The organism is Kocuria sp. CPCC 205231 (genome assembly GCF_040980965.1).
Lineage (GTDB): Bacteria > Actinomycetota > Actinomycetes > Actinomycetales > Micrococcaceae > Kocuria > Kocuria rosea.
This window is the reverse complement of sequence record NZ_JAVKPP010000005.1, coordinates 34663-60034: the sequence shown is the minus strand read 5'-3', so window position 1 is coordinate 60034 and position 25372 is coordinate 34663. Positions and strand designations below refer to the sequence as shown.

Annotated in this window: 24 protein-coding genes; 14 read left to right on the top strand and 10 right to left on the bottom strand. The window is 73.5% G+C overall.

What is annotated here, in order from left to right; all coding sequences use genetic code 11:
- The first annotated feature begins 89 nt into the window (after positions 1-89).
- Positions 90-278, top strand: a complete 189-nt coding sequence (locus tag RF640_RS06390) for a CsbD family protein (RefSeq protein ID WP_035925348.1) — start codon at positions 90-92, stop codon at positions 276-278.
- Positions 279-572: 294 nt separating this feature from the next.
- Positions 573-2240, top strand: a complete 1668-nt coding sequence (locus RF640_RS06385) for an NERD domain-containing protein (protein WP_109221843.1) — start codon at positions 573-575, stop codon at positions 2238-2240.
- Positions 2241-2268: 28 nt separating this feature from the next.
- Here RF640_RS06385 and RF640_RS06380 read toward each other — a convergent pair whose 3' ends face one another.
- From RF640_RS06380 to RF640_RS06365, 4 genes are all read right to left on the bottom strand, one after another.
- Positions 2269-2658 (bottom strand): CBS domain-containing protein, encoded by a 390-nt coding sequence (locus tag RF640_RS06380; protein WP_109221844.1) that lies wholly within the window; start codon positions 2656-2658, stop codon positions 2269-2271.
- A 73-nt stretch (positions 2659-2731) separates the two neighbouring features.
- Entirely contained in the window at positions 2732-3085 is a 354-nt protein-coding gene (locus tag RF640_RS06375) for a transcriptional regulator (RefSeq protein ID WP_109221845.1), read from the bottom strand.
- A complete protein-coding gene (locus RF640_RS06370; protein ID WP_109221846.1) occupies positions 3082-4563 on the bottom strand; it encodes a DUF1538 domain-containing protein in 1482 nt (493 codons plus the stop codon). Before RF640_RS06370 ends, RF640_RS06375 begins: the two co-directional genes overlap by 4 nt.
- A 78-nt stretch (positions 4564-4641) precedes the next feature.
- On the bottom strand, positions 4642-5667 hold the full coding sequence (locus RF640_RS06365) for a DUF368 domain-containing protein (RefSeq protein ID WP_109221847.1): 1026 nt from the start codon (positions 5665-5667) through the stop codon (positions 4642-4644).
- Between the two features lie 139 nt (positions 5668-5806).
- On the opposite strand from RF640_RS06365, the gene RF640_RS06360 reads away from it, so the two are divergent.
- The 8 genes from RF640_RS06360 to RF640_RS06325 all read left to right on the top strand — a co-directional run bounded on the left by RF640_RS06360 (position 5807) and on the right by RF640_RS06325 (position 12802).
- Positions 5807-7249: a sodium/glutamate symporter gene (locus RF640_RS06360; RefSeq protein WP_109221848.1), complete on the top strand. Its 1443-nt coding sequence runs from the start codon at positions 5807-5809 to the stop codon at positions 7247-7249.
- 6 nt (positions 7250-7255) lie between these two features.
- Positions 7256-8014 carry a dienelactone hydrolase family protein gene (locus tag RF640_RS06355; protein WP_109221849.1) on the top strand — a complete coding sequence of 253 codons (759 nt, stop codon included), beginning with the start codon at positions 7256-7258 and terminating at the stop codon, positions 8012-8014.
- 271 nt (positions 8015-8285) lie between these two features.
- A complete protein-coding gene (locus RF640_RS06350) occupies positions 8286-8507 on the top strand; it encodes a hypothetical protein (RefSeq protein ID WP_035925329.1) in 222 nt (73 codons plus the stop codon).
- 103 nt (positions 8508-8610) lie between these two features.
- Positions 8611-9483 (top strand): N-acetylglucosamine kinase, encoded by an 873-nt coding sequence (locus RF640_RS06345; protein WP_095649914.1) that lies wholly within the window; start codon positions 8611-8613, stop codon positions 9481-9483.
- 34 nt (positions 9484-9517) lie between these two features.
- A complete protein-coding gene (locus RF640_RS06340; protein ID WP_095649915.1) occupies positions 9518-10432 on the top strand; it encodes a DMT family transporter in 915 nt (304 codons plus the stop codon).
- A 45-nt stretch (positions 10433-10477) separates the two neighbouring features.
- Positions 10478-10684 (top strand): hypothetical protein, encoded by a 207-nt coding sequence (locus tag RF640_RS06335; RefSeq protein WP_035925322.1) that lies wholly within the window; start codon positions 10478-10480, stop codon positions 10682-10684.
- Positions 10685-10739: 55 nt separating this feature from the next.
- A complete protein-coding gene (locus RF640_RS06330) occupies positions 10740-11879 on the top strand; it encodes an FAD-binding oxidoreductase (protein ID WP_109221850.1) in 1140 nt (379 codons plus the stop codon).
- A gap of 137 nt (positions 11880-12016) precedes the next feature.
- Positions 12017-12802: a VOC family protein gene (locus RF640_RS06325; RefSeq protein WP_109221851.1), complete on the top strand. Its 786-nt coding sequence runs from the start codon at positions 12017-12019 to the stop codon at positions 12800-12802.
- 18 nt (positions 12803-12820) lie between these two features.
- Here the strand turns inward: RF640_RS06325 and RF640_RS06320 are convergent, their stop codons facing one another.
- Both RF640_RS06320 and RF640_RS06315 read right to left on the bottom strand, forming a co-directional pair.
- Positions 12821-13654, bottom strand: coding sequence for a hypothetical protein (locus RF640_RS06320; RefSeq protein WP_109221852.1), 834 nt, complete (start codon positions 13652-13654; stop codon positions 12821-12823).
- Positions 13651-14445, bottom strand: coding sequence for a hypothetical protein (locus RF640_RS06315; protein WP_017834019.1), 795 nt, complete (start codon positions 14443-14445; stop codon positions 13651-13653). The genes RF640_RS06320 and RF640_RS06315 overlap by 4 nt, the downstream gene beginning before the upstream one ends.
- 65 nt (positions 14446-14510) lie before the next feature.
- Here RF640_RS06315 and RF640_RS06310 point away from each other — a divergent pair, with 65 nt between their 5' ends.
- Positions 14511-14720 carry a hypothetical protein gene (locus RF640_RS06310; protein ID WP_109221853.1) on the top strand — a complete coding sequence of 70 codons (210 nt, stop codon included), beginning with the start codon at positions 14511-14513 and terminating at the stop codon, positions 14718-14720.
- An 83-nt stretch (positions 14721-14803) separates the two neighbouring features.
- Here RF640_RS06310 and RF640_RS06305 read toward each other — a convergent pair whose 3' ends face one another.
- Genes RF640_RS06305 through rhaI form a run of 4 tightly spaced genes read right to left on the bottom strand, consistent with a single transcriptional unit; the run spans position 14804 to position 22111 of the window.
- Complete coding sequence (locus tag RF640_RS06305; protein WP_109221854.1) at positions 14804-17329, bottom strand: glycoside hydrolase family 3 C-terminal domain-containing protein; 2526 nt, start codon at positions 17327-17329, stop codon at positions 14804-14806.
- 50 nt (positions 17330-17379) lie between these two features.
- Positions 17380-18852 carry a rhamnulokinase family protein gene (locus RF640_RS06300; RefSeq protein ID WP_109221855.1) on the bottom strand — a complete coding sequence of 491 codons (1473 nt, stop codon included), beginning with the start codon at positions 18850-18852 and terminating at the stop codon, positions 17380-17382.
- A 5-nt stretch (positions 18853-18857) separates the two neighbouring features.
- A complete protein-coding gene (locus RF640_RS06295) occupies positions 18858-20903 on the bottom strand; it encodes a bifunctional aldolase/short-chain dehydrogenase (protein WP_109221856.1) in 2046 nt (681 codons plus the stop codon).
- Between the two features lie 41 nt (positions 20904-20944).
- The gene (gene rhaI / locus RF640_RS06290) at positions 20945-22111 is read right to left on the bottom strand and encodes an L-rhamnose isomerase (protein WP_109221857.1); all 1167 of its coding nucleotides are present in this window, start codon (positions 22109-22111) and stop codon (positions 20945-20947) included.
- 333 nt (positions 22112-22444) lie between these two features.
- Between rhaI and RF640_RS06285 the strand changes: the two genes are divergently transcribed.
- The 3 genes from RF640_RS06285 (at position 22445) to RF640_RS06275 (ending at position 25371) form a co-directional block, all read left to right on the top strand.
- Positions 22445-22813, top strand: coding sequence for an L-rhamnose mutarotase (locus tag RF640_RS06285; protein ID WP_109221858.1), 369 nt, complete (start codon positions 22445-22447; stop codon positions 22811-22813).
- A gap of 65 nt (positions 22814-22878) precedes the next feature.
- Positions 22879-24177: an MFS transporter gene (locus RF640_RS06280; RefSeq protein WP_109221859.1), complete on the top strand. Its 1299-nt coding sequence runs from the start codon at positions 22879-22881 to the stop codon at positions 24175-24177.
- Positions 24178-24345: 168 nt separating this feature from the next.
- Positions 24346-25371: a LacI family DNA-binding transcriptional regulator gene (locus tag RF640_RS06275; RefSeq protein WP_035925293.1), complete on the top strand. Its 1026-nt coding sequence runs from the start codon at positions 24346-24348 to the stop codon at positions 25369-25371.
- Position 25372: the final 1 nt, after the last annotated feature.

Below are 25372 nucleotides of genomic sequence, written 5' to 3'. Positions count from 1 at the left end.
TGACCCCTTCCGGGGCGCCCTGCCTGTTCCCTCAGCATGCTGAGGGGTCTACGCTGGTAGCACCTGTTCACCGACCGGAGGGAGAGCCCATGGGACTCGGAGACAAGATCAGCAACGCCGCGGAGAAGGCGAGCGGCACCGCTAAGGAAAAGGTCGGCGACGCCACCGACAACCGCGACCTCCAGGCCGAGGGCCAGGCGGACAAGCTGTCCGGCAGCGCCAAGCAGGCCGGCGAGAACGTCAAGGACGCGGGCAAGAACTTCAAGGACGGAATGTAGCAGCACGGTTCAGCCGTCGAACCACCCGGAGGGCCCCGGTGTCGCAGTCGACACCGGGGCCCTTCGCCGTGCTCCGCCTCCCCCGCCGCCGCGAGGGGTCGCGTTCCGCCTCCTGCCGCCGCGAGGGGTCGCGTTCCGCCTCCTGCCGCCGCGAGGGGTCGCGTTCCGTCGGATTGCGCCGCTCGTACCGGCAGAGGCCGACCCGCCGGCACGAGGGGGTCGCGGATCGCGCCTCGTCACGCGACGGCGCACTGCCTCCCGGTTGCGATGGCACATCCTGGGTAGCCTGGGGCCATGCCGCAGACCTTCCCGGAGTCCCCGGAGTTCCCGCCCGGTTTCGAGGCGGAGCAGTGCGTCTGGGAGGCGCTGCGGGCCCAGCTCCCCGAGGACGCGGTGCTGATCTCGGGGCAGCGCATCACCGGGGACGAGGTCGAGGCGGAACTGGATCTTCTGGTGCTGTGGCCGGGTGTGGGCAACGCGGTGATCGAGGTGAAGGGCGGGGAGGTCTCGGTCCGGAACGGGCAGTGGCACCAGTCCGGCCGGGGTGGGGCGCACCGGCTGAAGCGGTCGCCGCTGGAGCAGGCCCGGTCCGGGATGCACGCCCTCCTGGACTACCTGGCGCCGCGGCTGTCCCGCGGGGGCGGGCGGACCACGTTCTTCGCGGCCCTGCCCTACACGCGCCTGCCCGGGGACTGGGACGTCCCCGACGCCCCGCGGGACCGGCTGTTCGACCGCACCGACCTGGACGGCATCGCCGGACGGCTGAACCAGGTGCTGCGCCGCAGCACACAGGCCTACCGCCCACCGGACGCGTCCACCGTGGAGCTGATCGTCAAGAACCTGCGCCGCACCCACCTGTCCCTGTGCAACGTGCAGGACCTCGCCCGGGAGCTCGAGGACTCCGGCAACCAGCTCACCCGGGAGCAGGAGCGCACCCTGTCCCTGCTGCGGTGGCAGCACCGCGCGCAGATCGCCGGAGGCGCCGGTTCCGGCAAGACCCACCTGGCCATGCTCAAGGCCCGCCGGCTGACCCGCGACGGGCACCGCACGGCGCTCGTGTGCTACTCCCGGGGACTCGCACGGTACTTCGAGCTGATGTCCCGGGCGTGGCCGGAGGAGGAGCGCCCGGCGTACATCGGGCTGTTCCACCGGCTGCCCGTCGAATGGGGTGCGGAGCCCGGCGAGGACGACGACCCCGACTACTGGGAGCACCGGCTCCCCCAGCGGCTGCGGGAGCTGGCCGCCGCCCGTCCGGACGGGGACCGGTTCGACGCGATCGTCGTGGACGAGGGACAGGACTTCGGGGAGCTGTGGTGGGAGGCGCTGGTCCAGTGCCTCGAGGACCCGGACCGGGGCGTGCTGTTCGTGTTCACCGACGAGCACCAGCGCATCTTCGACCGGGACGGGCACGCCCCCATCGACCTCAACCCGTTCCCGCTGGACGACAACCTGCGCAACACCGCCACCATCGCCCGGGCCTTCGCCCCGCTGGCCCGGGAGCCGCAGCGGTGCCGGAACGGGGAGGGCCCGGCGGTGCGGTTCGTCGACGTCGAGCCGGGGGCGGTCCTGGAGCTTGCCGACGACGCCGTGGTCGCCCTCCAGGACGAGGGGTGGGACCCGGGCCGCATCGCGCTGCTGACCACCGGAAGGCGCCACCCGGTGCAGCGGGAGATCGTGGACACGGAGGGCTTCGGCGCCTACTGGGACGGGCACTTCGCGGAGGAGGACGTCTTCTACGGGCACGTCCTGGGCTTCAAGGGCCTCGAGCGCTCGGCCGTGGTCCTGGCGGTCAACGGCTTCCAGGACATGGTCCGGGCCCAGCACATGGTCTACGTGGGCATGTCCCGCGCGAGGTCCCTGCTCGTCGTCGTCGGCCCCCGGGAGGTCGTGGAGGAGGCTGCCGGCCCGCATTTGATGGCCGCGCTCGACGCGGGCGAGGCATGGCGCCCGCCCGCGGGCTGACCCGGAGCCGCCCCTGCCGGCGGGCCGGTCAGGTCAGGTCGCTGATCAGCCGCGCCAGGATGTCGTTCATCGCCAGCAGCCCGATGAGCTCGTTGCCCTGGACCACCACCAGGCGGTTGAGCCGGAAGCGGGTCATCAGCGCCGCGGCCTGGTTCACGGACAGGTCCTCGCCGACCGTGACCACCGGCTTGACCGCGGCGTCGTAGACGTTGAGGAGATCCACGTCCCCCTCCTCCGCCACGATGGCCTGCAGCAGCTCGCTGTAGCTGAGCAGCCCGTAGCCGTCGTGGGGGTGCTGCGGCTCCACCACCAGGCTCTTGACCTGGCGGGTGCTCATGGTCGACAGCGCCTCCCGCAGGGTGCTGTAGGGGGAGATGGTGATGACGTCGCGCACCATGACGTCCTTGACGGTCAGCACGGGGTTCCTCCTGGGAATCTCGGACGGTGGGAAACTCGGACGGAGCTCGATCGGGGTTCGAACGGGCGTCGGGTCAGGCGCCCTCGCGGCGCATGTGCTCCTCGAACCGGGCGACCTGCTGCATGTCGATGCCCGTGAGGTGGTCGATGGGGATGCTGAAGGCGATGCCGCGGGAGCCGCCGCCGCCGTCGACGAGCAGGTCGTGCATCACCTTGAGGATGGGCGTGGCCAGGTGCGTGCCCACGACCATCAGGAGCACGGTCTGGGCGCCCTCGAACGTCAGGCCGAAGAAGGTGCGCTTGGTCTCGCCCCCGATGCCCTTGCCCGGGAGGATGGTCACCCCCGTGGCCCCGGCGCGCTGGGCCCGCTCGATGACGGTGTCCTCGAGCTCGTCGGGGGCGATGACCACCACGGCGGTGAACTTCATGTCGGCTCCTTCTGCAGGCGGGGGACCCTCTCCAGGATCATGGCGTACCCGAGCACCGAGATGATCGGGAAGATGGACGCGAAGGCGATCAGGCCGAAGCCGTCGATCAGCACGTCCCGGCCCTCGATCGCGCCCGCGAGCCCGATGCCGAGGGCGGTCACGAGGGGCACGGTGACCTCCGAGGTGGTGACGCCGCCGAGGTCGAAGGCGAGGGCCACGATGTGCTTCGGTGCCAGCAGGACCAGGACGATGACCACGGCGTAGGCGGCCATGATCACGTAGTGCAGCGGTGCTCCCACGAGGATGCGGTACACGCCCAGGGTGATGCCGACCGCCACGCCGACGGCCACGACGAGCCGGATGGCGGAACCGCTGATCCGGCCCGGCGAGGCCGCCTCGGCCTGCTGGCCGATGGCCACCAGGGCCGGCTCGGCCATGGTCGTGGCGAAGCCGATGAGCAGGGCGAAGAGCAGGATGAGGGCGGGCGCCCCGCGCTCGATCAGCTGCTCCGCCATGATCGTCCCGATGGGGAAGAGCCCCATCTTGAGGCCGACGACGAACGCGTACAGCCCCACGAGGACCATCACGAAGCCCACGGCGACCCGCAGCGGGTGGGCCACGCCGCGCCGCAGCACCACGTACTGGAAGAACAGGACCACGAGCACCATGGGCAGCACGTCCCGGACCATCTCCGCGAGCCCCAGCACGTGCTCCAGGGCCCAGTGCACCGGGGCGCCCCCGGACCCGGCGGCGCCGACGGCCGCGACGTCGCCGAACGTGTAGACCCAGATCCCGTACAGCTGCACGCCGATCATCGGCACCATGACGCACAGGGCCACGAGGCCGAAGCCGTCCGAGAGCGCGCTGCGGCCCCGGATCGAGTTGGCGAGACCGATCCCGATGGCCGCGATCAGGGGCACGGTGACGATGTTCGTGGTGACGCCGCCGGAGTCGTAGGCGAGGCCCACGATCTCCGGCGGGGCGACGTACGTGGCGACGAGGACGAGCACGTAGCCGGGCAGCAGCAGCCTCTGCACCGCCCAGCCCCGCAGGATGCGCAGGATGCCGAGGACGAGCACCGCGCCCACGGACACGGCGATGACGAGGCGCAGCACGAGGGCGCTGATCCGTCCCTCGCTGACGAGCTCGGCCTGCTCGGCCACGGCGATCAGTGCGGGCTCGGCGACCACGGCGGCGAAGCCGATGGCGAAGCCGAACGGGAGCAGCAGCCCCAGGGCGCCGCGGCGGGCGAACTGGTTGGCCAGGTTCTTGCCGACCGGGAACACGCTGAGGTCGAGGCCCTGCAGGAACAGGGCGATGCCGACGCCCACGACCAGCAGCCCGGCGACGAGCCGCAGGGGCTGCTCCGGGACCTCCCGGAACACGGCCAGCTGGAACACCACGACCACCACCACGATGGGCAGCAGACTCCGCAGGGCCTTCAGGAACTCCCGGGAGAAGTGCATGAGGTGCTCCATGGGCGCTGCCGGACCTCCTCCGGGGGAGCCGCGGGCGGGGTGTCTCCCGCCAGTCTGTCGCGGCCGGCCCGGGGCCGTCTACCGGGTGCTGTCCGCGGCGTCGTCGCCGGACTCGACGCCGGCGAGCTCCTCCTGGGAGCCGTGGCCGGTGCGCGCCCGGGTGCGGGCGTCGACGGCCAGCAGGGCGAGGACGACGACGCAGCCGGCCGCCGCCCCGAGCAGCTGCACCCACCAGTCCCCCTCGGGGGAGAGCAGCGTGCGGTCCTCGAGCTGCCAGGGCCACAGCGTGCGCAGGGCACCGAGCATGAGCCCGGTGAGCGCCAGCATGGTGACGCGGTGGTGGTGGTCGAGGAGCCACTGCAGGCCCTTGACGATGACCACCATGCCCAGGGCCGCCCCGAGGAAGAACAGGGACAGGTAGCCGAGGTCGAGCTCGTCGACGGCCCGCAGCGTCGGCTGGTAGAGCCCGATGGTCAGGAGCAGGAAGGAGCCGGAGAGCCCGGGGAGCAGCAGCGCGGACACCGCGACCATGGCCGCGAGCACGATGAGCAGCGGCGCGGGGGCCACCGTGGTGGGCGGCACGGACACGAGCACGAACGCGAGCACGGCCGCGAGCGCCACGACGGCCGCGTCCCGGGCCCGCAGGGCCCCGCCCGCCAGACGGAGGGGCACCCCGATGGAGGCCAGGACCATGCCGAAGAACAGCGCCCGCATGGTGACGGGGTACTCCTCGACGAGGTGGCTCATGGGCCCGGCCACGGTGAGCAGGGCCGCGACCATGCCGATCACCACGGGCACCACGATCCGCCAGTGCACCCGGGCCAGGTGGTGCCGCACCCCGGCGGCGCGGTCGGGCCCGAGCAGCGCCCGCCTGCCGGCGGAGACCACGTGCCCGGCGGAGTTGATGAGCTCGTCGTAGATGCCGACCACGAGGGCCACGGTGCCGCCGCTGACCCCGGGGACGGTCTCGACCACGCCGATGAGCGCGCCGCGCACCACGTTGCCCGGGATGCTGCGGCGGACCTCCCCGCCGGGAGTGGTCGTGGCGGTGGTCGTGGTGGCCGGCGGTGTCGAGGGACGGTCCGGGGGCGACGAGGGCGTCACAGGTGCTCCTGGGCAGGGGAAGAGGGGACGCCTGCCAGGGTACCGGGGCGGGCGCCCGCCCCGGCGGCCCCGGGTGTGCCGCCGGACACGCGTGCGTAGACTGGCCCGACCGCACGAGCCTTCGACCCAGGAGCCCGCCATGAGCCCCAACCACGTCGGTTTCGCCCTGATCCTGCTGGCAGCGCTGTTCCTCGTGGGGAAGTGGTTGCGGGTCCGGGTGCGGTGGATCCAGAAGATCTTCCTGCCCAGCTCCATCATCGCGGGCTTCCTCGCCCTGCTCGCCGGCCCCCAGGTCCTGGGCCGGGTCGGAGAGGCCGCCGGGGTCGGCTGGTTCGCGGACGGGGGCGTGTTCACCCCGGAGATCCTCGAGGTCTGGGCCACCCTGCCCAGCCTGCTCATCAGCGTGGTCTTCGCGACGCTCTTCCTCGGGGCGTCCATCCCCGGTCCGCGGCGCGTCGCCCGGCTCGCCGGCCCGCAGCTGTCGGTGGGTCTCGCCTTCGGCTCCGGCCAGTACGTCGTCGGCCTGCTGCTGGTGATCGCGGTCCTCGGGCCCCTGTTCGGGATCTCCCCCATGGCCGGGGCCCTCATCGAGATCGGCTTCGAGGGCGGCCACGGCACCGCGGCCGGGATGCGCCCCGTGATGGAGGAGCTCGGCTTCGAGGAGGGCGCGGACCTGGCCCTGGGCATGGCCACGATCGGCCTGGTGGGCGGCATCGTCATCGGGATCGCCGTCATCAACTGGGGTGTGCGCACCGGGCGCACCAAGGTGCTCAAGGGCAACGTGGAGCAGTCCGTCGAGGAGCAGAAGGGCCTCTACCGCCGGGACGAGAACATCCCCGCGGCCATGATGACCTCCCGGCCGGCCTCGATCGAGCCGCTGACCCTGCACGTGGCCGTGGTGGGCATCGCGATCCTCATCGGCTACCTCATCCTCACGGCCCTGCAGTGGGTCGAGCAGGCCCTGTGGGCGGACACCGTGGAGCTGCTCGCGTTCGTGCCCCTGTTCCCGCTCGCCATGCTGGGCGGCGTGGTGGTGCAGCTGGTGATGGACTGGCGGGGCATCGGCCACCTGCTGGACCACCAGATGATGCTGCGCATCCAGGGGCTCGCCCTCGACTTCCTGATCCTCGCCGCGATCGCGACCCTGTCCCTCACCGCGATCGCCGCGAACTGGGAGGTCTTCCTGGTCCTGTCCGTCGCCGGCGTCGTCTTCTGCACCGGCTTCCTGCTCCTCTTCGTGCCCAAGGTCATCCCCGACTACTGGCTCGAGCGCGGCATCGCGGACTTCGGCCAGTCCATGGGTGTCACCGCCACCGGCCTCATCCTGATGCGCATCGCCGACCCGCACGACGAGAGCCCGGCGATGGAGGCCTTCGGCTACAAGCAGCTGTTCTTCGAGCCGTTCTTCGGCGGCGGGCTGATCACCGCCGCCTCGGTGCCGCTGATCTACCAGTTCGGCCCGTGGCCGCTGCTCGTCGTCATGTCGGTGCTGTTCGTGGTGGCGCTGGTCGGCGGCATGTCCTACCGCAAGCGGCTCGTGGCGGCCGGCTCCGCCGACGCCGTGCACGCCCGGCAGGCCTGACGGGCCATGAGCGACGTCCTCGTGGCCACCGGTCACGGGCAGATGCCCGTCCACGTGGCGGTGCCCGACGGCCCGGGGCCCTGGCCCGGGGTGGTGCTCGTGCACGACTTCACCGGGATGAGCCAGGACCTGCGCCACCAGGCGGACTGGCTGGCGGGGGCGGGGTTCCTCGCCGTGGCCCCGGACCTCTTCCACTGGGGCGGCCGGCTCCGCTGCCTGCGCACGATCATGAAGGACATCGGCGCCCGCCGGGGACGCACGTTCGACGACGTCGAGGCGGCGCGGTCCTGGCTCGCCGCGCGCCCCGACTGCACGGGCCGGATCGGGGTCGTCGGCTTCTGCATGGGCGGCGGCTACGCGCTCGCCCTCGCCGTGGAGCACGGGTTCTCGGCCGCGAGCACGAACTACGGCGGGTGCCCCGAGGGCGCCGAGCAGTGGCTCCCGGACGCCTGCCCCATCGTGGGCAGCTACGGCGGGGCGGACACCACTCCCCTGGGCGCCGACGCCGGCCGCCGCCTGGAGGGCATCCTCACCGAGACCGAGGTGGCGCACGACATCAGGATCTACCCCGGGGTGGGTCACGGCTTCATGAACGACCACGACCCCGAGGACCTCTCGCCGATGCTGCGGGTGCTCGGCCGGTTCAGCCGCACGGCCTACGACGACCCGGCCACCCAGGACGCCCGGCGCCGGATCGTCGCGTTCTTCGACCGGCACCTGCGGGAGCCGGCCGATCCGGACGGAGCGCAGGGCTCCGAGGGCTGAGCACCCGGCACGAGGGCGCGCACGACACGGATGACGGTGTGCGACGACGATTTCGTGACGTGTTGTTGTTCACGCGCCCGGCCGGGACGGCCGTCACAGAACGCCGCCCTCGGCACCCTCCGGGCAACCGTTGCAGGTTGCCGACCGGACGGGGGTGTGACGAAGCTCAAGACCCGCGGGCCGTTTGTCAAATCGGGGTCGCTGCGCAGGTCACCTCGGACAGTGCACCATGGAAGCACACACGAACGAAGACTTGATGGGAGGTGGCGGAATGACCGCTGCTGAGAAGTGGATGACCGACCTGAGCCAGATCCAGCCCGGCGACCGGCTCGAGATCTGGGACGAGTTCTACGAGAGCTGCGTCGGCACCGTGGGGCAGGTCTCGCACCCCCTGGGCGTCCTGTGGGTCCTCGAGGCCGGCACCGGCGTCCGCCGGCTGTTCTCCTTCGAGGACTGCCGCCTGCGCCCCGCGCCCCTGGCCCTCGCGGCCTGACCGGACACGGTCCACGACGCCCGATCGGGCCGGTTCGCACCGGCGCCCGGTCGGGCGTCGTCGTGCCCTGGGCCGGCCCGGCCGCGCACGGCAGGATGGACCCATGAGCATCCTCATCGGCCTGGACATCGGCGGCACCACGACCCACGGCCTGCGGGCCGAGGACGGCCGCCCGGTGCAGGAGGTCGTCGGCGGCAGCGCCAACGTGCAGAACGTCAGTCCCGCCCAGGCCTCCCGCGCCCTGGCCGGCGTCCTCGGTGAGCTGGGCGCCTCCGCCGCGGACGTGGTCGTGGCAGGGGCGGGCGGCGTCGACACGCCCGCGGACGCCGAGGCGCTGCGCGCGCTCATCGCCCCGCACACGGGGGCGGCGCGGATCGTCGTCGTGCACGACACCCGGCTGGTCCTGGCCGCCGGCGGGTGCAGCACCGGCATCGCGGTCATCGCCGGCACCGGCTCCGCCGCCTGGGGCGCCGCCCCGGACGGCCGGGAGGCGCGCGCCGGCGGCTGGGGGCACCTGCTGGGCGACGAGGGCAGCGGCTACTGGCTGGGCCGGGAGCTCGTGCGCCGCGCCCTCGCCCGGCTCGACGACGGGCTGCGGCCCGACGCCCTGGACCGGGCGGTGCTGGCGCAATGCGGGATTCCCGAGCCCGGTCAGCTCATCGAGCGCTTCCACAGCGGCGTGGACCGCGGGTTCTGGGCCGGGCTCTCCCGGGTCGCCTTCGAGGCCGCGGCGCACGACGACGACGCCCTGCAGCTGGTGGAGCGCGCGGCCGGGGCGCTGGCCGACCTCGCCGCCACCGTGTCCCGGCGGCTGGAGCTGACCGGCCCGGTGGTGGTGGGCGGTGGCCTGGCACGGCACCAGCCGCTGCTGCGGGACCGGCTGCAGCAGGCCGCCGCGGCCCGCGGTCTCGGGGAGCTGCGGGTGCTCGAGCGCGATCCCGTGCACGGCGCCCTGCGTCTCGGCGAGCGCCGGTGACGGCAGAGCCGCCGGGGAGCCCTACCCTGAACGGGTGACCACCCTCGCTCCCGCCCGCGGCCCCCGGCTGCGCCCGACCCTCTACGTGCTGGCCGCCGTCGTCTCCGTCCAGTTCGGCGGGGCCCTCGCCGCCGTCCTGGTGCCCCTGATCGGGGCGTCCGCCACGGTGACCATGCGGCTGCTCATCAGCGCCGCGATCATGCTGGCCGTCATCCGGCCGCGGCTGCGCGGCCGGAGCCGGGAGGCGTGGCGGTCCGGTCTGTTCTTCGGGGCGGCCCTGGCCGGCATGAACTTCGCGTTCTACCAGTCCCTGGCCACCCTCCCGCTGGGCGTGGCCGTGACCATCGAGTTCCTGGGCCCGCTCGCCCTGTCCGCCGTGCTCTCCCGCCGCGGCCGGGACGTCCTCGCCGTGGCGGCGGCCCTGGGCGGGATCGTGCTCATCTCCCAGGCCCTCACCGTGCCGTGGCCGGAGCTCGACCTCGCCGGCATCGCCTGGGCGGCGCTGGCCGGGGCGGGCTGGGCCGCCTACATCCTGGGCAGCCGGTCCGCGGGCCGGCACTTCGACCAGCTGGACGGTCTCGCCGTGGCCCTGGTCGTGGCGGCGGTCCTGGTCACCCCGGTGGGGGTCCTCACGGCGCACGTCCCCGCCCTGACGTGGGGCGTGCTGGGCGCGGGGGTGGGGATCGCGATGCTCTCCTCCGTGGTCCCCTACTCCCTTGAGCTGCTCGCGCTGCGGGCCATCCCGCCCAAGGTCTTCGGGATCCTGCTGAGCCTGGAGCCCGCGGTCGCGGCCCTCGCCGGGCTGCTGGTGCTCGGGCAGGCGCTCACGGGCCCGCAGCTCGTGGGCATGGGCCTGGTGGTGGCCGCGAGCGCCGTGGTCATGGTCGGCGGGAGCTCCCCCGAGCTCGCCGCGGACGCCGCGGCGGACCCGGCGGCCCGCGAAAACTGATCAGCCCCCTGTTCAATGTCGGACGGCCGTGATGGGATGGAGACCATGGAAGCCAACGAGATCATGGACCGCATCCGCTCCGCCCGGGACCACGCCCTGGAGCAGGAGCGCGAGGAGCGCAGCAACATCGAGAACGCCGACACCGCGGACAAGCAGGGCGCGGCGAGCGTGCGCCTGGCCACCCGGCAGGCCGTGCGGGAGGCCTTCGACGACATCCTCGGCGAGAGCACCGACCCCGGGCAGGACAGCTGAGCGCCCGGACGGCCGCGCGCCCGACCGGTGTGACGAGCGTCCCCGGAGTCCTCCGGTGACCCGCACGGCCGTGGTCGGCGCGGGCATCGTGGGCCTGGCCGCCGCCCACGCCCTGCGGGCGCGCGGCGCCGACGTGACCCTGTACGAGTCCGGGCCGCCCGGCAGCGGGCAGTCCGCCGGGCAGGGCCGGATCTTCCGGCACGCCCACGAGGACCCCCGGCTGGTGGCGCTGGTCGCCCGCAGCCGGGCCCTGTGGCGGGAGTGGGAGGAGGAGTTCGGCGTCGAGCTGGTCTCCCCCGACGGCGCCGTGGCGATCGGGGACGGAGTCGAGGACAAGCTCCGCGCCCTGGAGCCGTTCGAGGACGTCCCCGTGCGGCGTCTGCCGCCCGAGGAGCTGCACGAGCGGCTGCCGCTGCTGGCCGACTGGACCGGCCCGGCGATGCTCGACGTCCGCGGCGGTGCCATCCGCACCCTCGCCGCCGTCGCGGCGCTGTCGCGCCGGCTCGAGGGGTCGATGCTGCGCGAGCACGTGCTCGCGGTCCGGCGCACGGGCACGGGAGCGGTGGAGGTGCGCACCGGAACCACCTGCGAGACCTACGACCACGTGGTGCTGTGCGCCGGCCGGGGCACCGCCCCGCTGGCCCGCGGCGCCGGGCTCGACCTGCCCGTGGAGGTGGGCGCCCACGTCCGCCTCACGTTCGCCCTGGCCCCGGACGGACCGGCCCTTCACGGTCCGGTCCCGGACGGAGCGCCCTCTGGTGTCACTCGAGGCCTGCCGACCTTCCAGGACGGCAGCGGGGCCTTCGGCGAGACCGGCGTGTACGCCGCGCCTTATCCGGACGGCCGCCACTTCTCGGTGGGCCTCAGCGCCGACACGCCCGCCCACCCGGACGGCGGCCTCGCCGATCCCGCGGCGCTCGCCGCCCTGGCCGACCGGACCGTCTCCTACGTGCGGCGCGCCCTGCCCGGCCTGGACCCGCGCCCGGTGGACCACGTGCACTGCTGGGTCACCCGGCTGCCCTGGGGCGACGACGGCGTGGGGATCTGGTCCGAGGACGGGCTCACCGCCCTCGCCGGGCACAACCTGTTCAAGCAGGCCCCCGCGCTCGGCGAGGCGCTCGCCGGGACCGTGCTGACCGGCACGGTCCCCGGCCACCTCCACCACGGGGAGCGGCTGGGCCGCTCGGCCGGCTGAGCGGACCCGGTAGCGCGTCCGAGCGGGCGCCTAGCCTGGAACGTGTCGGAGGTCACACCAAACCGTGTCCGGGTCCCGGACGCCGTGGCGGACCCCCGGCGGCACCGCTGCACCCGCTTCCCGGAAGGACCCTCGCCATGACCACGCACACCGAACCCTGGCCGGCCGGCACGCCCTGCTGGGTGGACCTGATGGCTTCTGACCTGGGCCGCACCCAGGCCTTCTACCGCGACGTGCTCGGCTGGACCTACTCCGAGTCCCAGCCCGAGTACGGCGGCTACTGCAACGCGCTGCTCGGCGGTCGGGCCGTCGCCGGGCTCTCCCCCACCATGGAGGGCATGGCCGACGCCCCGCACGTCTGGTCGGTCTACCTGGCCACCGAGGACATCTCCGCCCATGCCGCCCGGGCGGTCGAGGCCGGGGCCACCCCGGTGTTCGAGCCCATGGAGGTCGGGGCCTTCGGCTCCATGGGGATGTGGGTCGACCGCACCGGGGCGGGCTTCGGCATGTGGCAGGCCCACGAGCACACCGGCTTCGAGGCGTACGGGGAGCCCGGCGCGGTGGTCTGGTGCGATCTCATGACCGGTGATCCCGCCGCCGCCCAGGGCTTCTACGCCGCGGTCTTCGGCTACGCCTACCAGGACATCGGCGACGACCGGATGCCCTACGCCCTGTTCACCGTTCCCGGCGGGCAGATGCCCGCCGGCGGCATCGGCGGTCTCGACCCCGCGGCCGGTGACGCCCGGCCCGGCTGGTCGGTCGCGTTCCAGGTCGAGGACGTCGACGCCGCCGTGCGCCGCGTGCGCGAGGCCGGGGGGTCGGTCGTCCAGGAGCCCTCCGACTTCGAGTACGGGCGGATGGCAGCCGTCGCGGGACCCGACCAGGAGGTCTTCGTGCTGATGACCCCGAAGGAGGAGATGTAGCTCCCCTGCCGGGGCGCCTCAGCCCCGGTCGAGGCGTCCCAGCGCCGCGGCAACCGGGCGGGCGCCGGCCAGACCGGGCAGCGCGGCGAGGTCCTCGTCGACCGCCAGCAGGTCGGCACGGGCGGCCGGGTCCGCGAACAGCCGGCTGACCCACGCCCGGTGCGGACCGGGGTCGCCGTAGCGGGTGCCGGGCCACCGCCACCGGGCCACCCCGGAGCGGGCGAGCCGACGCGCGCTCGCGCTGCGGTCCAGTCGCGCTCCGGCCTCCTCGGCGAAGAACGCCAGGTGCCGCTCCTTCAGTCGCACGATCTCCCGGGCCGTGCCGGCCAGCCGGGGCTCGACGGCCCCCAGTCGCCGGTAGACCGCGGCGAGCACGGCGGTGTCGAGTCCTCCGGTGACCATCTGGGCGCCGGTGGTCTCGGCGCCCAGCAGATTGCTGGAGACCGCGCCGAGCGCGGGCCGGGCCCGTTCGTCCCAGGTCCGCCGGGCCCGGCCGAGGTGCGTGTCGGCGGGCTCCCGGGCCGTGCGGCCGTTGGCGGCCAGGACAGCTCCCAGGGTCTCGGCGAGCCAGTGCTGCTCGTAGGCCCACGCGGTGAGGAAGGCCGTCACCCGGGCCTCGGCGTGGGTGGGGGTGACCAGCAGGTCCCGCAGCCGGTCCAGCAGGCCGCGCTCGACGCACCACAGGTGCGCCAGCACCTCCAGGGTCCCGGGGGCGAGGTCGTTCAGGGCCTGGAGGTCGAGGTCGGCCGGGCGCAGCGCGTGCGGGTCGCGCGCGTAGGCGCGCACGTCGAACCCGGGTGCGCGCACGTCGGACCGGGGGCCGCCCACCGCGGAGGTGCTGCTCGCGCTCACGCGGCCACGCCCCGGGCGTCCAGGGCGTCGGCCACCACCGTCAGTCCCTCCATGCCGGGCAGCTTCGCGATCTGGCGGTCGATGGCCTCGACCTCCCGGCGGCCCTCGGCCCCGGCGAAGAGGTGGCCCATGACGTGGGTGACCTCCTCCTCGGGCGAGACCCCGGAGCCGACCGGCTGCCAGGCGGTGCGCAGGGCCAGGCGGGCGAGCTTCTGCGCCTTCGGGCTGTCCTGCAGCCGGGCCCGGGCCTGGGTGGTGTAGAACGCGATGTGCTTGGTCTCCTGCGCGGCGATGCGCCGCAGCAGCGGGGCGAGCACGGGGTGGTCCTCGAGCGCGGCCAGGCGCCGGTAGGCGGCGGCCGCGGAGCGTTCGTTCACCGCGCCCCAGAGCATGTGCACGGCGACGAAGTCGGTGCCCACGATGTTGGACAGCAGCGACTGCTTCACCGGGTTGATGCGGTCGCGCCAGCCGAGCTTGACCCGCTTGGCCTTGAGCTCGTCGAAGGCCACGGTGATCCCGTGCAGGGACAGCACGTGGGCGAGGGCTTCCCCGTGCCAGAACTCCTCCCGGTTCCACATGGTCATGAAGGTGCTGACCTCGGGGTCCTTGCGGGAGGGGCTGACGAGCATGTCCCGCAGGTAGCAGACGGTGTGGAACTCGACGTCGCACATGTACCGCAGCGTGCGCAGCGTCTCCGGGGGCAGGGGGTCCTCGCGCAGGGCCTCGAGCCCCAGGTCCTCCCAGTGCAGACTGGTGGACTCCTCGGCGAACCGGTCGATGTCGAAGGCCATGACGCCTCTTTCTCCTCCTCGATGGGGTGCTCTCGTGAGGATGTTCGGCGCCGGGGCGGCATCGGATGGGTGGGTCCCTCCACGGCGTGGACCTCGAGGTCCGGGTCGGGGAGGCGCCCTGGATGGAGCGGATCTCCCCCTTCCACTGGTACATCGGCGCCGAACCGCCGGCCGCCGGCGTCGACTGGTCCGGTCTGGGGCTGCTGGCCGCGCCGGCGGTCCTGGCGGCGGCAGGGAGCGCCGCTGCCTTCGAGCGGCGCGACCTCATGGTCTGATCCACGGGCCTGTCCTGGCACGTCACCGGGCGTCCGGACGGGCACGACGTCCCGCGGCCCCGCGCGCAGAGACGTTCCCACCGTCAGGCCAGGGGAACCCGTGCCCGGACGTCGCCCAGCCCGCGGGCGAGCACGAGCTCCCCGCCCCCGGCCAGGGGTGCCCAGGTGCCGGCGGCGTCGTCCCAGCGGCGGAGCAGCCTGTCGTCGCAGCGCACCCTGACGGCGGCCGTGGCCCTGCTGGGGACGTCCACCCCCTGGTAGCCGATCAAGCGGATCGGCTGGTCGTCCTCGGCCGGGTCCAGGTAGACCTGCACGGTCTCCCGCGACGCCCGGGACGAGGTGTTCGTGAGCTCGACGTCCACCACCGGTCCGCCCTCGCCCGCCCGGGCCCGCACGGTCCCGTACTCCCAGGTGCCGTAGCCCAGGCCGTGCCCGAACCAGAACAGCGGGGCGGGGGCGTGCCCGGCGTGGTAGCCGCGGTGGCCGATGAACGTGCCGTCGTCGTAGCTCAGTGCCCGGTCGCCGTCCGGGACCACGCCCCACGCCGGGGCCGCCCCGTCCGCGGCGGGCCAGGAGGTGACCAGTCGCCCGGTGGGCTCGAGTACGCCGGTCAGGGCGGCGGCCACGGCGTGTCCTCCCTCCTGACCCGGCAGCCCGGCCACCAGCACCGCGTCCACCTGGTCCAGCCAGGGCATGAGCACGGGGGTGGCGGCGTTGACGACGACCACGGTCCGCTCGGCGGCGGCGGCCACGCGTCGCACGAGCTCGTCCTGGCGCCCGGGCAGGACGAGGGTCGTCTTGTCGGCGGCCTCGGTCTCCTGCTCCTCGGTCAGGCCGACGACGACGACGGCGGTGCCGGCGGCGGCCGCCGCGGCCTCGGCGGCGGCGAGCAGGTCGTCGTCGGGGCGCGGGGCCGGGGCGGCCACCAGGGCCGTCTTGCCCGCCGTGGTCATCTGCAGCAGATGGCTCTCCTCGGCCAGCCCCAGACCCGGATCGCCCAGGAGCACCTCCCGCCAGTCGACCGGGGCCGGCGCCACGGTGGCCGTGAGGGCGGCCGCAGCCGGCAGCTCCACGGTCTCGGCGAAGGCCGGCGGGCGCAGCATCGCCTCGCCCGGGTCCTGCCCCTCGAGGCGCAGCTCGGCCGACAGCTCCTGCCCCTCCGCCACCAGGTCCCAGCGCCCGGCGCCGACGGCGCCCAGCCGCACCGGTCCCGCGTCGTTGGCCAGGACGGTGGTGAGCACCGCGGTGGCCGGGACCTCGCCGAGGTCGTCGTGCCCGTCGAGCGAGATCGCCGGGGAGTCGGAGTGGTACCGGGTGAGCTCGGTGCCGTCGGCGCCGAGCAGCACCACCTGCATCCCCGGGGTTCCGGTGGCCGGATCCGTGAGGAAGGCGGGGTCCGCGGGGACCGGGCGGGTCCGCACGGCCGGACCGTCGGCCACGCGCACGCGCTCCCCGAGCAGCGCGGCCAGCCCCTCGGCGATCGTGGACCGGTAGGGCGGGTTCACGACCGCCGAGCCCCCGCCCATGTCCACGGTGTCGATCGCGTGCCGTCCGATCAGCGCCACGTCCTGGCCGGCATCCCCCTCCACGGCCAGGGGCAGGACGCCGTCGTTCGCCACGACGGTCATGCCCCGGGCGGCGATCCGGCGCAGCTGTTCCTTCCGCTGCGGGGAGTCCACCGCGGGCAGGTCCTGGGCCCACGGGCGGGACTGCCGCCCCGGCGGGGTGAGCCCGCCGACCCGCTCGGCCAGGCGCAGCAGCCGCAGCACGTGGTCGTCGATCGTCTCCTCGGCGACCTCACCGGCCCGGACCGCGGTCACGAGGCGCTCGCCCCAGGGCCCGCCGGGGCCGGGCATGACGAGGTCCAGGCCGCCCTGGGCGGAGGCCGCGGTGCGCTTGGTGGCGAACCAGTCGCTCATGATCAGCCCGTCCCAGCCCCACTCGCCCTTGACGATCCCGTTCTGGACGTGGTCGTGCTCCGTGGCCGCCACCCCGTTGACATCGTTGTAGGCGGCCATCATCGACCAGGCGCCCGCGTCCTGGACCGCCATCTCGAAGGGCAGCAGGTACAGCTCGCGCAGTGCGGTCTCCGGGACCCGGGAGTCCATGAAGTTGCGCAGCGTCTCGGACTCGTTGGCCACCAGGTGCTTCAGGCAGGCGGCGGTCCCGCGCTCCTGCATGCCGCGCACGTAGGCGGCCGCCGTGCGCCCGGTGAGGTACGGGTCCTCGGAGTAGGCCTCGAACAGCCGCCCGCCCAGCGGGGTCCGGTGCAGGTTGATCGTGGGACCGAGGACCACGTGGATGTGCTGGCGCTGGGCCTCCTCGGCCAGCATCCGCCCCACCTCCTCGGCGATCCCGTCGTCGAAGGCACCGGCGATCAGGGTCGCGCTGGGGAACAGGGCCACGGCGTCCCCACCGACGAAGGTCAGCCCTCGGACGCCGGTGGGACCGTCCGAGAAGGCCAGGGCTGCCAGGCCGATCCTCTCGTTGCCGGGCAGGGTGAAGTCGGTCTCGCCGGTGAGCAGGTGGACCTTCTCCGCCAGGGAGAGCCGGTCGACGAGCTCCGTGAGGCGGGCGGCCCGGCCGGAGGTCCGGATGGCGTCGGTCATGGCGGTGTCGCTTTCTCCCGGGGCGTGCTCCTCACCGTGCCACAGATCGCTCACGACCGGCAGGCGGGACTGAGCACCCGCGGCTCGTAGCGGACGGGTTCGAACGTCCGGGCCACGAGCTCCCGCAGGGCCTCCAGGGTGCCGGAGAGGACGCCGGCGGCCCGCAGCTGGACCAGGACGTTGCCGATCGCGGTGGCCTCCACGGGGCCGGCGTGCACGGTGCGGCCGGTGCGGTCGGCGGTGAGCTGGCACAGCAGGGCGTTCTGCGAGCCGCCGCCCACCACGTGCACGGTGCGGATGCTCCGCCCGGACAGCCGCTCGGCCTGCTCGATCGTGGTGGCGTAGGCCGCGGCCAGGGACTCCAGGATCGAGCGCACCACCTCGGCGCGGCCGCGCGGGGGCTCGACGTCGTGCTCCCGGCACCAGGCGGTGATGCGGGCGGGCATGTCCCCCGGGGCGGTGAAGCGGTCGTCGGTGGCGTCGAAGACGGCCACGGGGCGGGTCACGGCGGCGGCCTCGGCGAGCAGGGCCGAGAGGTCGCTGCTGCGCTGGGCGTCGGTGGCGCCGGGCCCGTCCCAGCTGCGCATGGACTCGGTGAGCAGCCACAGTCCCGAGACGTTCTTCAGGTAGCGGACCCGCCCGTCCACCCCGCCCTCGTTGGTGAAGTTCGCCGCCCGGCTCTCCTCGCCGAGCACCGGGGCCTCCAGCTCGATGCCGACCAGCGACCAGGTCCCGGAGGAGATGAAGGCGGCGTCCTCGGCGGTGCTCGGCACGGCGGCCACGGCGGAGGCGGTGTCGTGGGAGCCGACGGCGGTGACCGGCAGGCCTGGGCCGGCGCCGAGCTCGGCCGCCACCGCCGGCAGCAGCTCGCCGATCGTGGTGCCGGGGGCGACGACGGGGGCGAGCAGCTCCCGGGCGAACCCGAGCTCGTCCAGCAGCCGGGTGTCCCACTGCCCGGTGCGGGCGTCGAGCAGGCCGGTGGTGGAGGCGTTGGTGGCCTCGGCGACCTGCTGCCCGGTGAGCCAGTAGGCGACGAGGTCGGGGATCAGCAGGGCCCGGTCGGCCACGGCCAGGTCCCCGGCGAGCCGGTCGGCGGCGAGCTGGAAGACCGTGTTGAACGGCAGGTGCTGCAGCCCGTTGCGCCGGTACAGCTCCTCCCGCCCCACCCGTGCGTGGACCGCCGCCACCCCGGCGGCGGTGCGCTCGTCCCGGTAGTGGTAGGGCACCCCGAGCATCCGCCCGTGGCGCAGCAGCGCGTAGTCCACCGCCCAGGAGTCGACGCCGACGGAGACGACGTCGTCCTCCTGGCGGAGGGCCTGGGCCAGCCCGGCGGTCACGGACCGGTGGAGCTCGGTGATGTTCCAGTGCAGACCGGCCCGGTCCCCCTCGTGCAGGCGCACGGGCTGGTTGGGGAAGCGGGCCACGTGGCGCATCCGGAGCCGCCCGTCCACGAGGCCGCCGAGGATCACGCGCCCGCTGGTGGCCCCGAGGTCGACGGCGGCGACCGCCGCGGTGGTGCGCACCGGGCTCACCGGAGGAAGGCGGCGGCCACGCCGGCGTCGACGGGCACGTGCAGGCCGGTGGTGTGGGAGAAGTCGGCGGTGCACAGGGCGAAGACCGCGTTGGCGACGTTCTCGGGCAGCACCTCCCGCTTGAGCAGGGTGCGCTGGGCGTAGTACGCGCCCAGCTCCTCCTCCGGCACGCCGTAGACCGCGGCGCGCTTGGCGCCCCAGCCGCCGGCGAAGATCCCGGAGCCGCGCACCACGCCGTCCGGGTTGATGCCGTTGACCTTGATCCCGTGCTCGCCCAGCTCGGCGGCGAGCAGCCGGACCTGGTGGGCCTGGTCGGCCTTGGTGGCGGAGTAGGCGATGTTGTTGGGCCCGGCGAAGATCGAGTTCTTCGAGGAGATGTAGACGATGTCCCCGCCCAGCCCCTGGGCGATGAGCACGCGGGCCGTGTTCTTGGAGACCAGGAAGGAGCCCTTGGCCATCACGTCGTGCTGCAGGTCCCAGTCCTTCTCGGTGGTCTCCAGCAGCGGCTTGGACAGCGACAGGCCGGCGTTGTTGACCACCAGGTCCAGCCCGCCGAAGGCGAGGACGGCCGCCTCGATCGCGGCCTGCACGGCGGCCTCGTCCGAGACGTCGACGGCGACGCCGACGGCCACGTCGGTCCCGCCGAGCTCCGCGGCCGCGGCGCGGGCCTTCTCGGCGTCCAGGTCGGCGATGACCACGCAGGCGCCCTCGGCGGCCAGGCGGGTGGCGATGGCCCTGCCGATGCCCGAGGCCGCGCCGGTCACGAGGGCGATCCGGGTGGCCAGCGGCTGGGGCGCGGGCAGCCGCCGGAGCTTGGCCTCCTCCAGGGCCCAGTACTCGATGCGGAACTTCTCGGCCTCGTCGATCGGGGCGTAGGCGGAGATGCCCTCGGCCCCGCGCATGACGTTGATCGCGTTGAGGTAGAACTCCCCGGCCACCCGGGCGGTCTGCTTGTTCTTGCCGAAGGAGAACATGCCCACCCCGGGGACGAGCACGATCGCCGGGTCCGCCCCGCGGATCGCGGGCGAGTCCGGGCCGGCGTGGCGGTCGTAGTAGGCCTGGTAGTCCGCGCGGTAGGCCTCGTGCAGCTCCTTCAGCCGTGCGACGCAGTCCTCGACCGGGGCGCCGGCGGGCAGGTCCAGGACCAGGGGCTTGACCTTGGTGCGCAGGAAGTGGTCCGGGCAGGAGGTCCCGAGCGCGGCCAGGCGCGGGTGTGTGGTGCCGGCGAGGAACTCCAGCACCCGGGCGTCGTCGGTGAAGTGGCCCACCTGCGGGCGGTCGGCGGAGGCCAGCCCGCGGATCACGGGGGCCAGGGCCGCGGCCTTGGCCCGGCGCTGCTCCGCCGGCAGCGCCCCGTAGCCGTCCAGGACCGGGCCGAAGGGCTCGGGCCGGCCGTGCTGGTCGATGTACTGCTCGGCGGTGCGGATGATCCACAGCGAGTTCTGCTCGGACTCCTCGCTGGTGGCGCCCCAGGCGGTGATGCCGTGCCCGCCGAGGATGCACCCGATCGCCTCCGGGTTCGCCTCCTTGATCGCCGCGATGTCCAGGCCCAGCTGGAAGCCGGGGCGGCGCCAGGGCACCCACACGACCTTCCCGCCGAAGATCTCGCCGGTGAGCCGCTCCCCGTCGGCGGCGGTGGCGACCGCGATGCCGGAGTCGGGGTGCAGGTGGTCCACGTGCGGGGCGTCGACCAGCCCGTGCATGGCCGTGTCGATGGACGGCGCCGCCCCGCCCGCCCCGTGCAGGCAGTAGTCGAAGGCCGCGACCATCTCGTCCTCGTGCTCGACCCCGCGGTAGACACCGGTCAGCGCGCGGACCCGGTCCAGCCGCAGCGCGGCGAGGCCCTTCTCGGTGAGGGTGCCGAGGTCACCGCCGGAGCCCTTGACCCACAGCAGCTCGACGCCCTCGCCCGTGACGGGATCGGTCGCGGTGCCCTTGGCGGAGGTGTTCCCGCCGGCGTAGTTGGTGTTCTTCGGGTCCGCGCCGAGCCGGTTGGAGCGGGCGATCAGGTCGGCGACGACGGAGTGCGTGGTGGTCTGCATGATCAGGTGTCTCTCTGCGAGGTGGTGTGCAGGGGGTGAGGTCAGGAGGCCCAGGAGGCCTGGGTGCCGCCGACGCGCTCGGCGGCCAGGCGCTGCTGGTGCCCGGAGGCGGCGTAGGCGGCCATCGGGTCCGCCGGAAGGCCGCGGGCCTCGCGCCAGTCCGCCAGGGCGGGGCGGACGTCGGTGTAGAAGGCGTCCATCAGGATCTGGTGGGCGCCGAGCACGTCGCCGGCCTCCTGGGCGGCGGTCAGGGCCACCCGGTCCAGCAGCAGGGCGCGGGCGGTCATCTCCTGGACGTTGAGCACCGAGCGGATCTGGCCGGGGATCTTCTCCTCCACGTTGTGGCACTGGTCGAGCATGAAGGCCACGCCGGAGTCCGGGTCCAGGGCCCCGCCGCGGATCACCTCGACCATGATGCGGAAGAGCTGGAACGGGTCCGCAGCGCCGACGATGAGGTCGTCGTCGGCGTAGTTGCGGGAGTTGAAGTCGAAGGACCCGAGCTTGCCCAGCCGCAGCAGCTGCATCACGATGAACTCGATGTTGGTGCCCGGGGCGTGGTGGCCGGTGTCCAGGCAGACGAGCGCCCGCTCCCCGAGGGCGGTGACCTGGGCGCAGGCCGTCCCCCAGTCCGGGACGTCGGTGTGGTAGAACGCCGGCTCGAAGAACTTGTACTCCAGCACCAGCCGCTGCTCCGCCCCGACCTGGGCGTAGATCTCGGCCAACGACTCCGCCAGCCGGTCCTGGCGTCCACGCAGGTCCTGCTGGCCGGCGTAGTTGGAGCCGTCGGCCAGCCAGATCTTCAGGTCCCGCGAGCCGGTCCCGGTCATGATCTCCAGGCACCGCAGGTGGTGGTCGACGGCCTTCCGGCGCACTGCGGGGTCCGAGTGGGTGAGGGAGCCGAACTTGTACGCCTCGTCCTGGAAGGTGTTGGAGTTGATCGTGCCCAGCGCCACCCCCTGGTCGGCCGCGTACCGGGCCAGGGCCCCATAGTCGTCCACCTGGTCCCACGGGATGTGCAGGGCGACGCTCGGGGCCAGTCCGGTGAACCGGTGCACCGTGGCGGCGTCGGCGATCTTCTCCTCGACCGTGCGCGGGGTGCCCGGGGTGGAGAAGACCTTGAACCGGGTCCCCGAGTTGCCGAACGCCCACGAGGGCAGCTCGATGGCCTGGGCGGCCAGCTGGGGCGCGATGTCGTCGAATGCAGTCATGGGCTTCACATCTTTCGTGCGGGGATCGGGGACGCGACCGGGACGGCGGCGTGCTCAGATTTTGAATCGTTTCATGACGATAGGCGGCGATCCGGATCACGTCAAGACCCGATCTGGGCTCCGATGACGAGGCCCTCCGTCCCCGTTGAAGATCCCGTCGGACAAAACTGAGGCAGGGGTATTGAAACGACTCAAAGTGTGACTACGATGGCCCGGTACTGAGAGGCACCTCACATGCCGCGGTCGGCGGGACGTCTGCCCTGCCCCGCGGAGCATCACCGCTTCTCCTCTCCGGCCGGTCGTTCCGACGGTCCCACCACGAAGGAGTCCCGCATGGGCGCCCACCCGTCCGCCGCGACGCTGCAGGAACTGATCGAGCTGCCCGAGGAGATCACCCGCACCCGCCGGTGCTTCCTCCTCCACGTCCGCCCCGAGAAGCTCGCCGAGTACGTCGAGGTGCACCAGCAGGTCTGGCCCACGATGCTCGCCGCCCTCCGGGAGACCGGCTGGCGCAACTACTCCCTGTTCCTGCACCCGGAGGACGGCCTGGTCGTGGGCTGCTTCGAGGCCGACGACGTCGCGGCCACCCAGGCGCTCATGGACGACCACCCGGTCAACGCGCGCTGGCAGGCCGAGATGGCCCAGTACTTCGTCGAGGGGTCGCACCCCGAACCGCTCCTCCCGTACTTCCACCTGGCCTGAGCCGGGACCACCACCCGCACGGCACCACCGTCACCGTCACCGTCACCGTCACCGAAGAATCACCCATGACCACCACGAAGCTCGGGGGCTGGAAGGCCACCATCGCGGTCTCCATGTCCAACTACATCGAAGCCGGGTCCATCATCGCGCTGGCCACCAGCCTGAGCCTGTGGCAGGAGTACTTCGGCTTCACGAACCTCGCCGTCGGCCTCGTGGCCGCGCTCAGCGCCAACGCCTTCGGCGCGGCCCTCGGCGCGCTGATCGGCGGGCCGCTCGGCGACCGGTACGGGCGCAAGTTCATCTACACCTACGACCTGATCCTGTACATGATCGGCACCGCCTTCGTGATCTTCGCCGTGGCGCCGTGGATGCTGGTGCTCGGCGTGGTCCTGACCGGCATCGCCGTGGGCGCCGGCGTCCCCGTGGCCTGGACCTACATCGCCGAGGAGGCGCCGTCCGAGGCCCGGGCGAAGCACGTGGGCACCGCCCAGTTCGCGTGGTCCCTGGCCCCGGCGCTGGTGTTCCTGTTCGCCACCTTCGTGGTGCCGCTGGGGCTGCTGGGCACCCGCATCGTCTTCGCCCACCTGTTCGTGGTCGCCTTCGTCACCTGGTGGGTCCGCCGGGGCCTCTCCGAGTCCCACACCTGGAAGAAGTCCGACGAGGAGCGGCGCGCCTCGGAGGCCACCGGGACCAAGCGGCGCAACTACCGCGAGCTGCTCACCAACCGCACCAACCTCAAGGCGCTGCTCTTCCTCGTGGGCGTGTACGCGCTGTGGAACCTCGTCGCGGGGCAGATGGGCATCTTCATGCCGCGGGTGTACGAGACCGCCGGCGTCGAGTCGGCCACCCAGCAGAACCTGCTCCAGGTGCTGCTGTGGAGCTTCACGGTGCTGGCCACCTGGTTCGGCTTCATGCGCTACGGCGACCGGGTCGACCGGCGCCTGCTCTACGGCATCGGGGCGGTCCTGGGGATCGCCGCCTGGGTGCTGCTGGTCTTCGCCCACGTCACCATGCCGGTGCTGATCCTCTTCGCCGTGCTCTGGGGCGTGTCCGCCGGCATCGGCGCCCAGGCGTTCTACGCCCTGTGGGCCGCGGAGATGTTCGCGACCCGCTACCGTGCCAGCGCGCAGGGCGTGCTGTTCTTCGTCGCCCGCATCGTCGTGGGCCTGCTCAGCTACTGGTTCCCCACCCTGCTCGCCGAGCACGGCGTGCCCTTCGTGGGCATGATCATGATCGGCGCCCTTCTGGTCGCGCTGCTCGTCGGCGTGATCGGCGCCCCGGACACCCGCGGCAAGAGCCTGGAGCAGATCGAGGAGGACCGCTACGGGACGCCCGCCTCCCGGCCGGCCCAGCCGGTGGGCTGAGCCCGGCGCACCGCAGCGACACCACCGGGCCGCGGCCCCTCGGCGTGCCGGCCGGGGAGCCGCGGCCCGGCGCGTCGAGGGGACCGCGGCCCGCCCGCGCGCCGGGCACGCCGGGCGGCCGGATCGTTAGAATCGAGGACCTGGACAGTTCCGAGGGAAAGTGACGACGTGACCCCTGCGCGACCGGCGGTGAGCATCAAGGAGGTGGCCCGGGAGGCCGGGGTGTCCATCGGCACCGTCTCCAACGTCCTCAACCGCCCCGAGGTGGTCTCCGAGGACCGCCGCCGCCGTGTGCTCCGGGTCATCGAGGACCTGGGCTACGTCCGCAACGACGTCGCGCGCCAGCTCAAGGCCGGCCGCTCGCGCACCGTGGGGCTCGTGGTGCAGGACTCGGCCAACCCGTTCTACAACGAGATCGCCCTGGGCGCGGAGACGGCCGCCGAGCGGCTGGGCCAGGCCGTGATCATCGGCAACGCGGGGCTCTCCCCCGAGCGGGAGAGCCTGTACCTGGACCTGTTCGAGGAGCAGCGGGTCCGGGGCGTGCTCGTCACCCCCCAGACCCCGGAGCGGGCCCGCGTCGACGTCCTGCGCTCCCGCGGCACCCCGGTGGTGCTGGTGGACGAGCACGCGGCTCCCAGCGAGTACTGCTCGCTGGCCGTGGACGACGTCGAGGGCGGCCGCGCGGCCGTGGCGCACCTCCTGGGCACGAGCCGCCGGCGGATCGCCTACGTGGGCGGCCCCGACTCCCTGCACCAGGTCCGCGACCGCCGGGCGGGGGCGCAGCGGGCGGTCGAGGCCGTGCCCGGTGCGTCCCTGGAGTCCTTCAGCACCACCGCCCTGACGGTGCTGGAGGGACGCCGGGTCGGCGAGCAGATCCTCGAGCTCCCCCCGGAGCGACGCCCCGAGGCCGTGTTCGCCGCCAACGACCTGCTGGCGCTCGGGCTGCTGCAGGCCTTCGCGTTCACCCACCGCGTCCGGGTGCCCGAGGACATCGCGCTCATCGGCTACGACGACATCGACTTCGCGACCTCGGCGATCGTCCCGCTCTCCTCGATCCGCCAGCCCGCGCGGCTGATCGGGCGCACGGCCGTGGAGCTGCTGGAGGACGAGATCACCGACCCCGGCCACCACCACCGTCACGTGAGCTTCCAGCCCGAGCTCGTCGTCCGGGACTCCACCCGCCCCGCGGCCTGAG

What these genes read in the sequence shown, in the direction of transcription:
- RF640_RS06390 (WP_035925348.1), top strand. Translation starts at nt 90, where the DNA reads ATGGGACTCGGAGACAAGATCAGCAACGCCGCGGAGAAGGCGAGCGGC.
- RF640_RS06385 (WP_109221843.1), top strand. Translation starts at nt 573, where the DNA reads ATGCCGCAGACCTTCCCGGAGTCCCCGGAGTTCCCGCCCGGTTTCGAG.
- RF640_RS06375 (WP_109221845.1), bottom strand. Translation starts at nt 3,085, where the DNA reads ATGAAGTTCACCGCCGTGGTGGTCATCGCCCCCGACGAGCTCGAGGAC.
- RF640_RS06370 (WP_109221846.1), bottom strand. Translation starts at nt 4,563, where the DNA reads ATGGAGCACCTCATGCACTTCTCCCGGGAGTTCCTGAAGGCCCTGCGG.
- RF640_RS06360 (WP_109221848.1), top strand. Translation starts at nt 5,807, where the DNA reads ATGAGCCCCAACCACGTCGGTTTCGCCCTGATCCTGCTGGCAGCGCTG.
- RF640_RS06355 (WP_109221849.1), top strand. Translation starts at nt 7,256, where the DNA reads ATGAGCGACGTCCTCGTGGCCACCGGTCACGGGCAGATGCCCGTCCAC.
- RF640_RS06350 (WP_035925329.1), top strand. Translation starts at nt 8,286, where the DNA reads ATGACCGCTGCTGAGAAGTGGATGACCGACCTGAGCCAGATCCAGCCC.
- RF640_RS06345 (WP_095649914.1), top strand. Translation starts at nt 8,611, where the DNA reads ATGAGCATCCTCATCGGCCTGGACATCGGCGGCACCACGACCCACGGC.
- RF640_RS06335 (WP_035925322.1), top strand. Translation starts at nt 10,478, where the DNA reads ATGGAAGCCAACGAGATCATGGACCGCATCCGCTCCGCCCGGGACCAC.
- RF640_RS06325 (WP_109221851.1), top strand. Translation starts at nt 12,017, where the DNA reads ATGACCACGCACACCGAACCCTGGCCGGCCGGCACGCCCTGCTGGGTG.
- RF640_RS06315 (WP_017834019.1), bottom strand. Translation starts at nt 14,445, where the DNA reads ATGGCCTTCGACATCGACCGGTTCGCCGAGGAGTCCACCAGTCTGCAC.
- RF640_RS06310 (WP_109221853.1), top strand. Translation starts at nt 14,511, where the DNA reads ATGGGTGGGTCCCTCCACGGCGTGGACCTCGAGGTCCGGGTCGGGGAG.
- RF640_RS06305 (WP_109221854.1), bottom strand. Translation starts at nt 17,329, where the DNA reads ATGACCGACGCCATCCGGACCTCCGGCCGGGCCGCCCGCCTCACGGAG.
- RF640_RS06295 (WP_109221856.1), bottom strand. Translation starts at nt 20,903, where the DNA reads ATGCAGACCACCACGCACTCCGTCGTCGCCGACCTGATCGCCCGCTCC.
- rhaI (WP_109221857.1), bottom strand. Translation starts at nt 22,111, where the DNA reads ATGACTGCATTCGACGACATCGCGCCCCAGCTGGCCGCCCAGGCCATC.
- RF640_RS06285 (WP_109221858.1), top strand. Translation starts at nt 22,445, where the DNA reads ATGGGCGCCCACCCGTCCGCCGCGACGCTGCAGGAACTGATCGAGCTG.
- RF640_RS06280 (WP_109221859.1), top strand. Translation starts at nt 22,879, where the DNA reads ATGACCACCACGAAGCTCGGGGGCTGGAAGGCCACCATCGCGGTCTCC.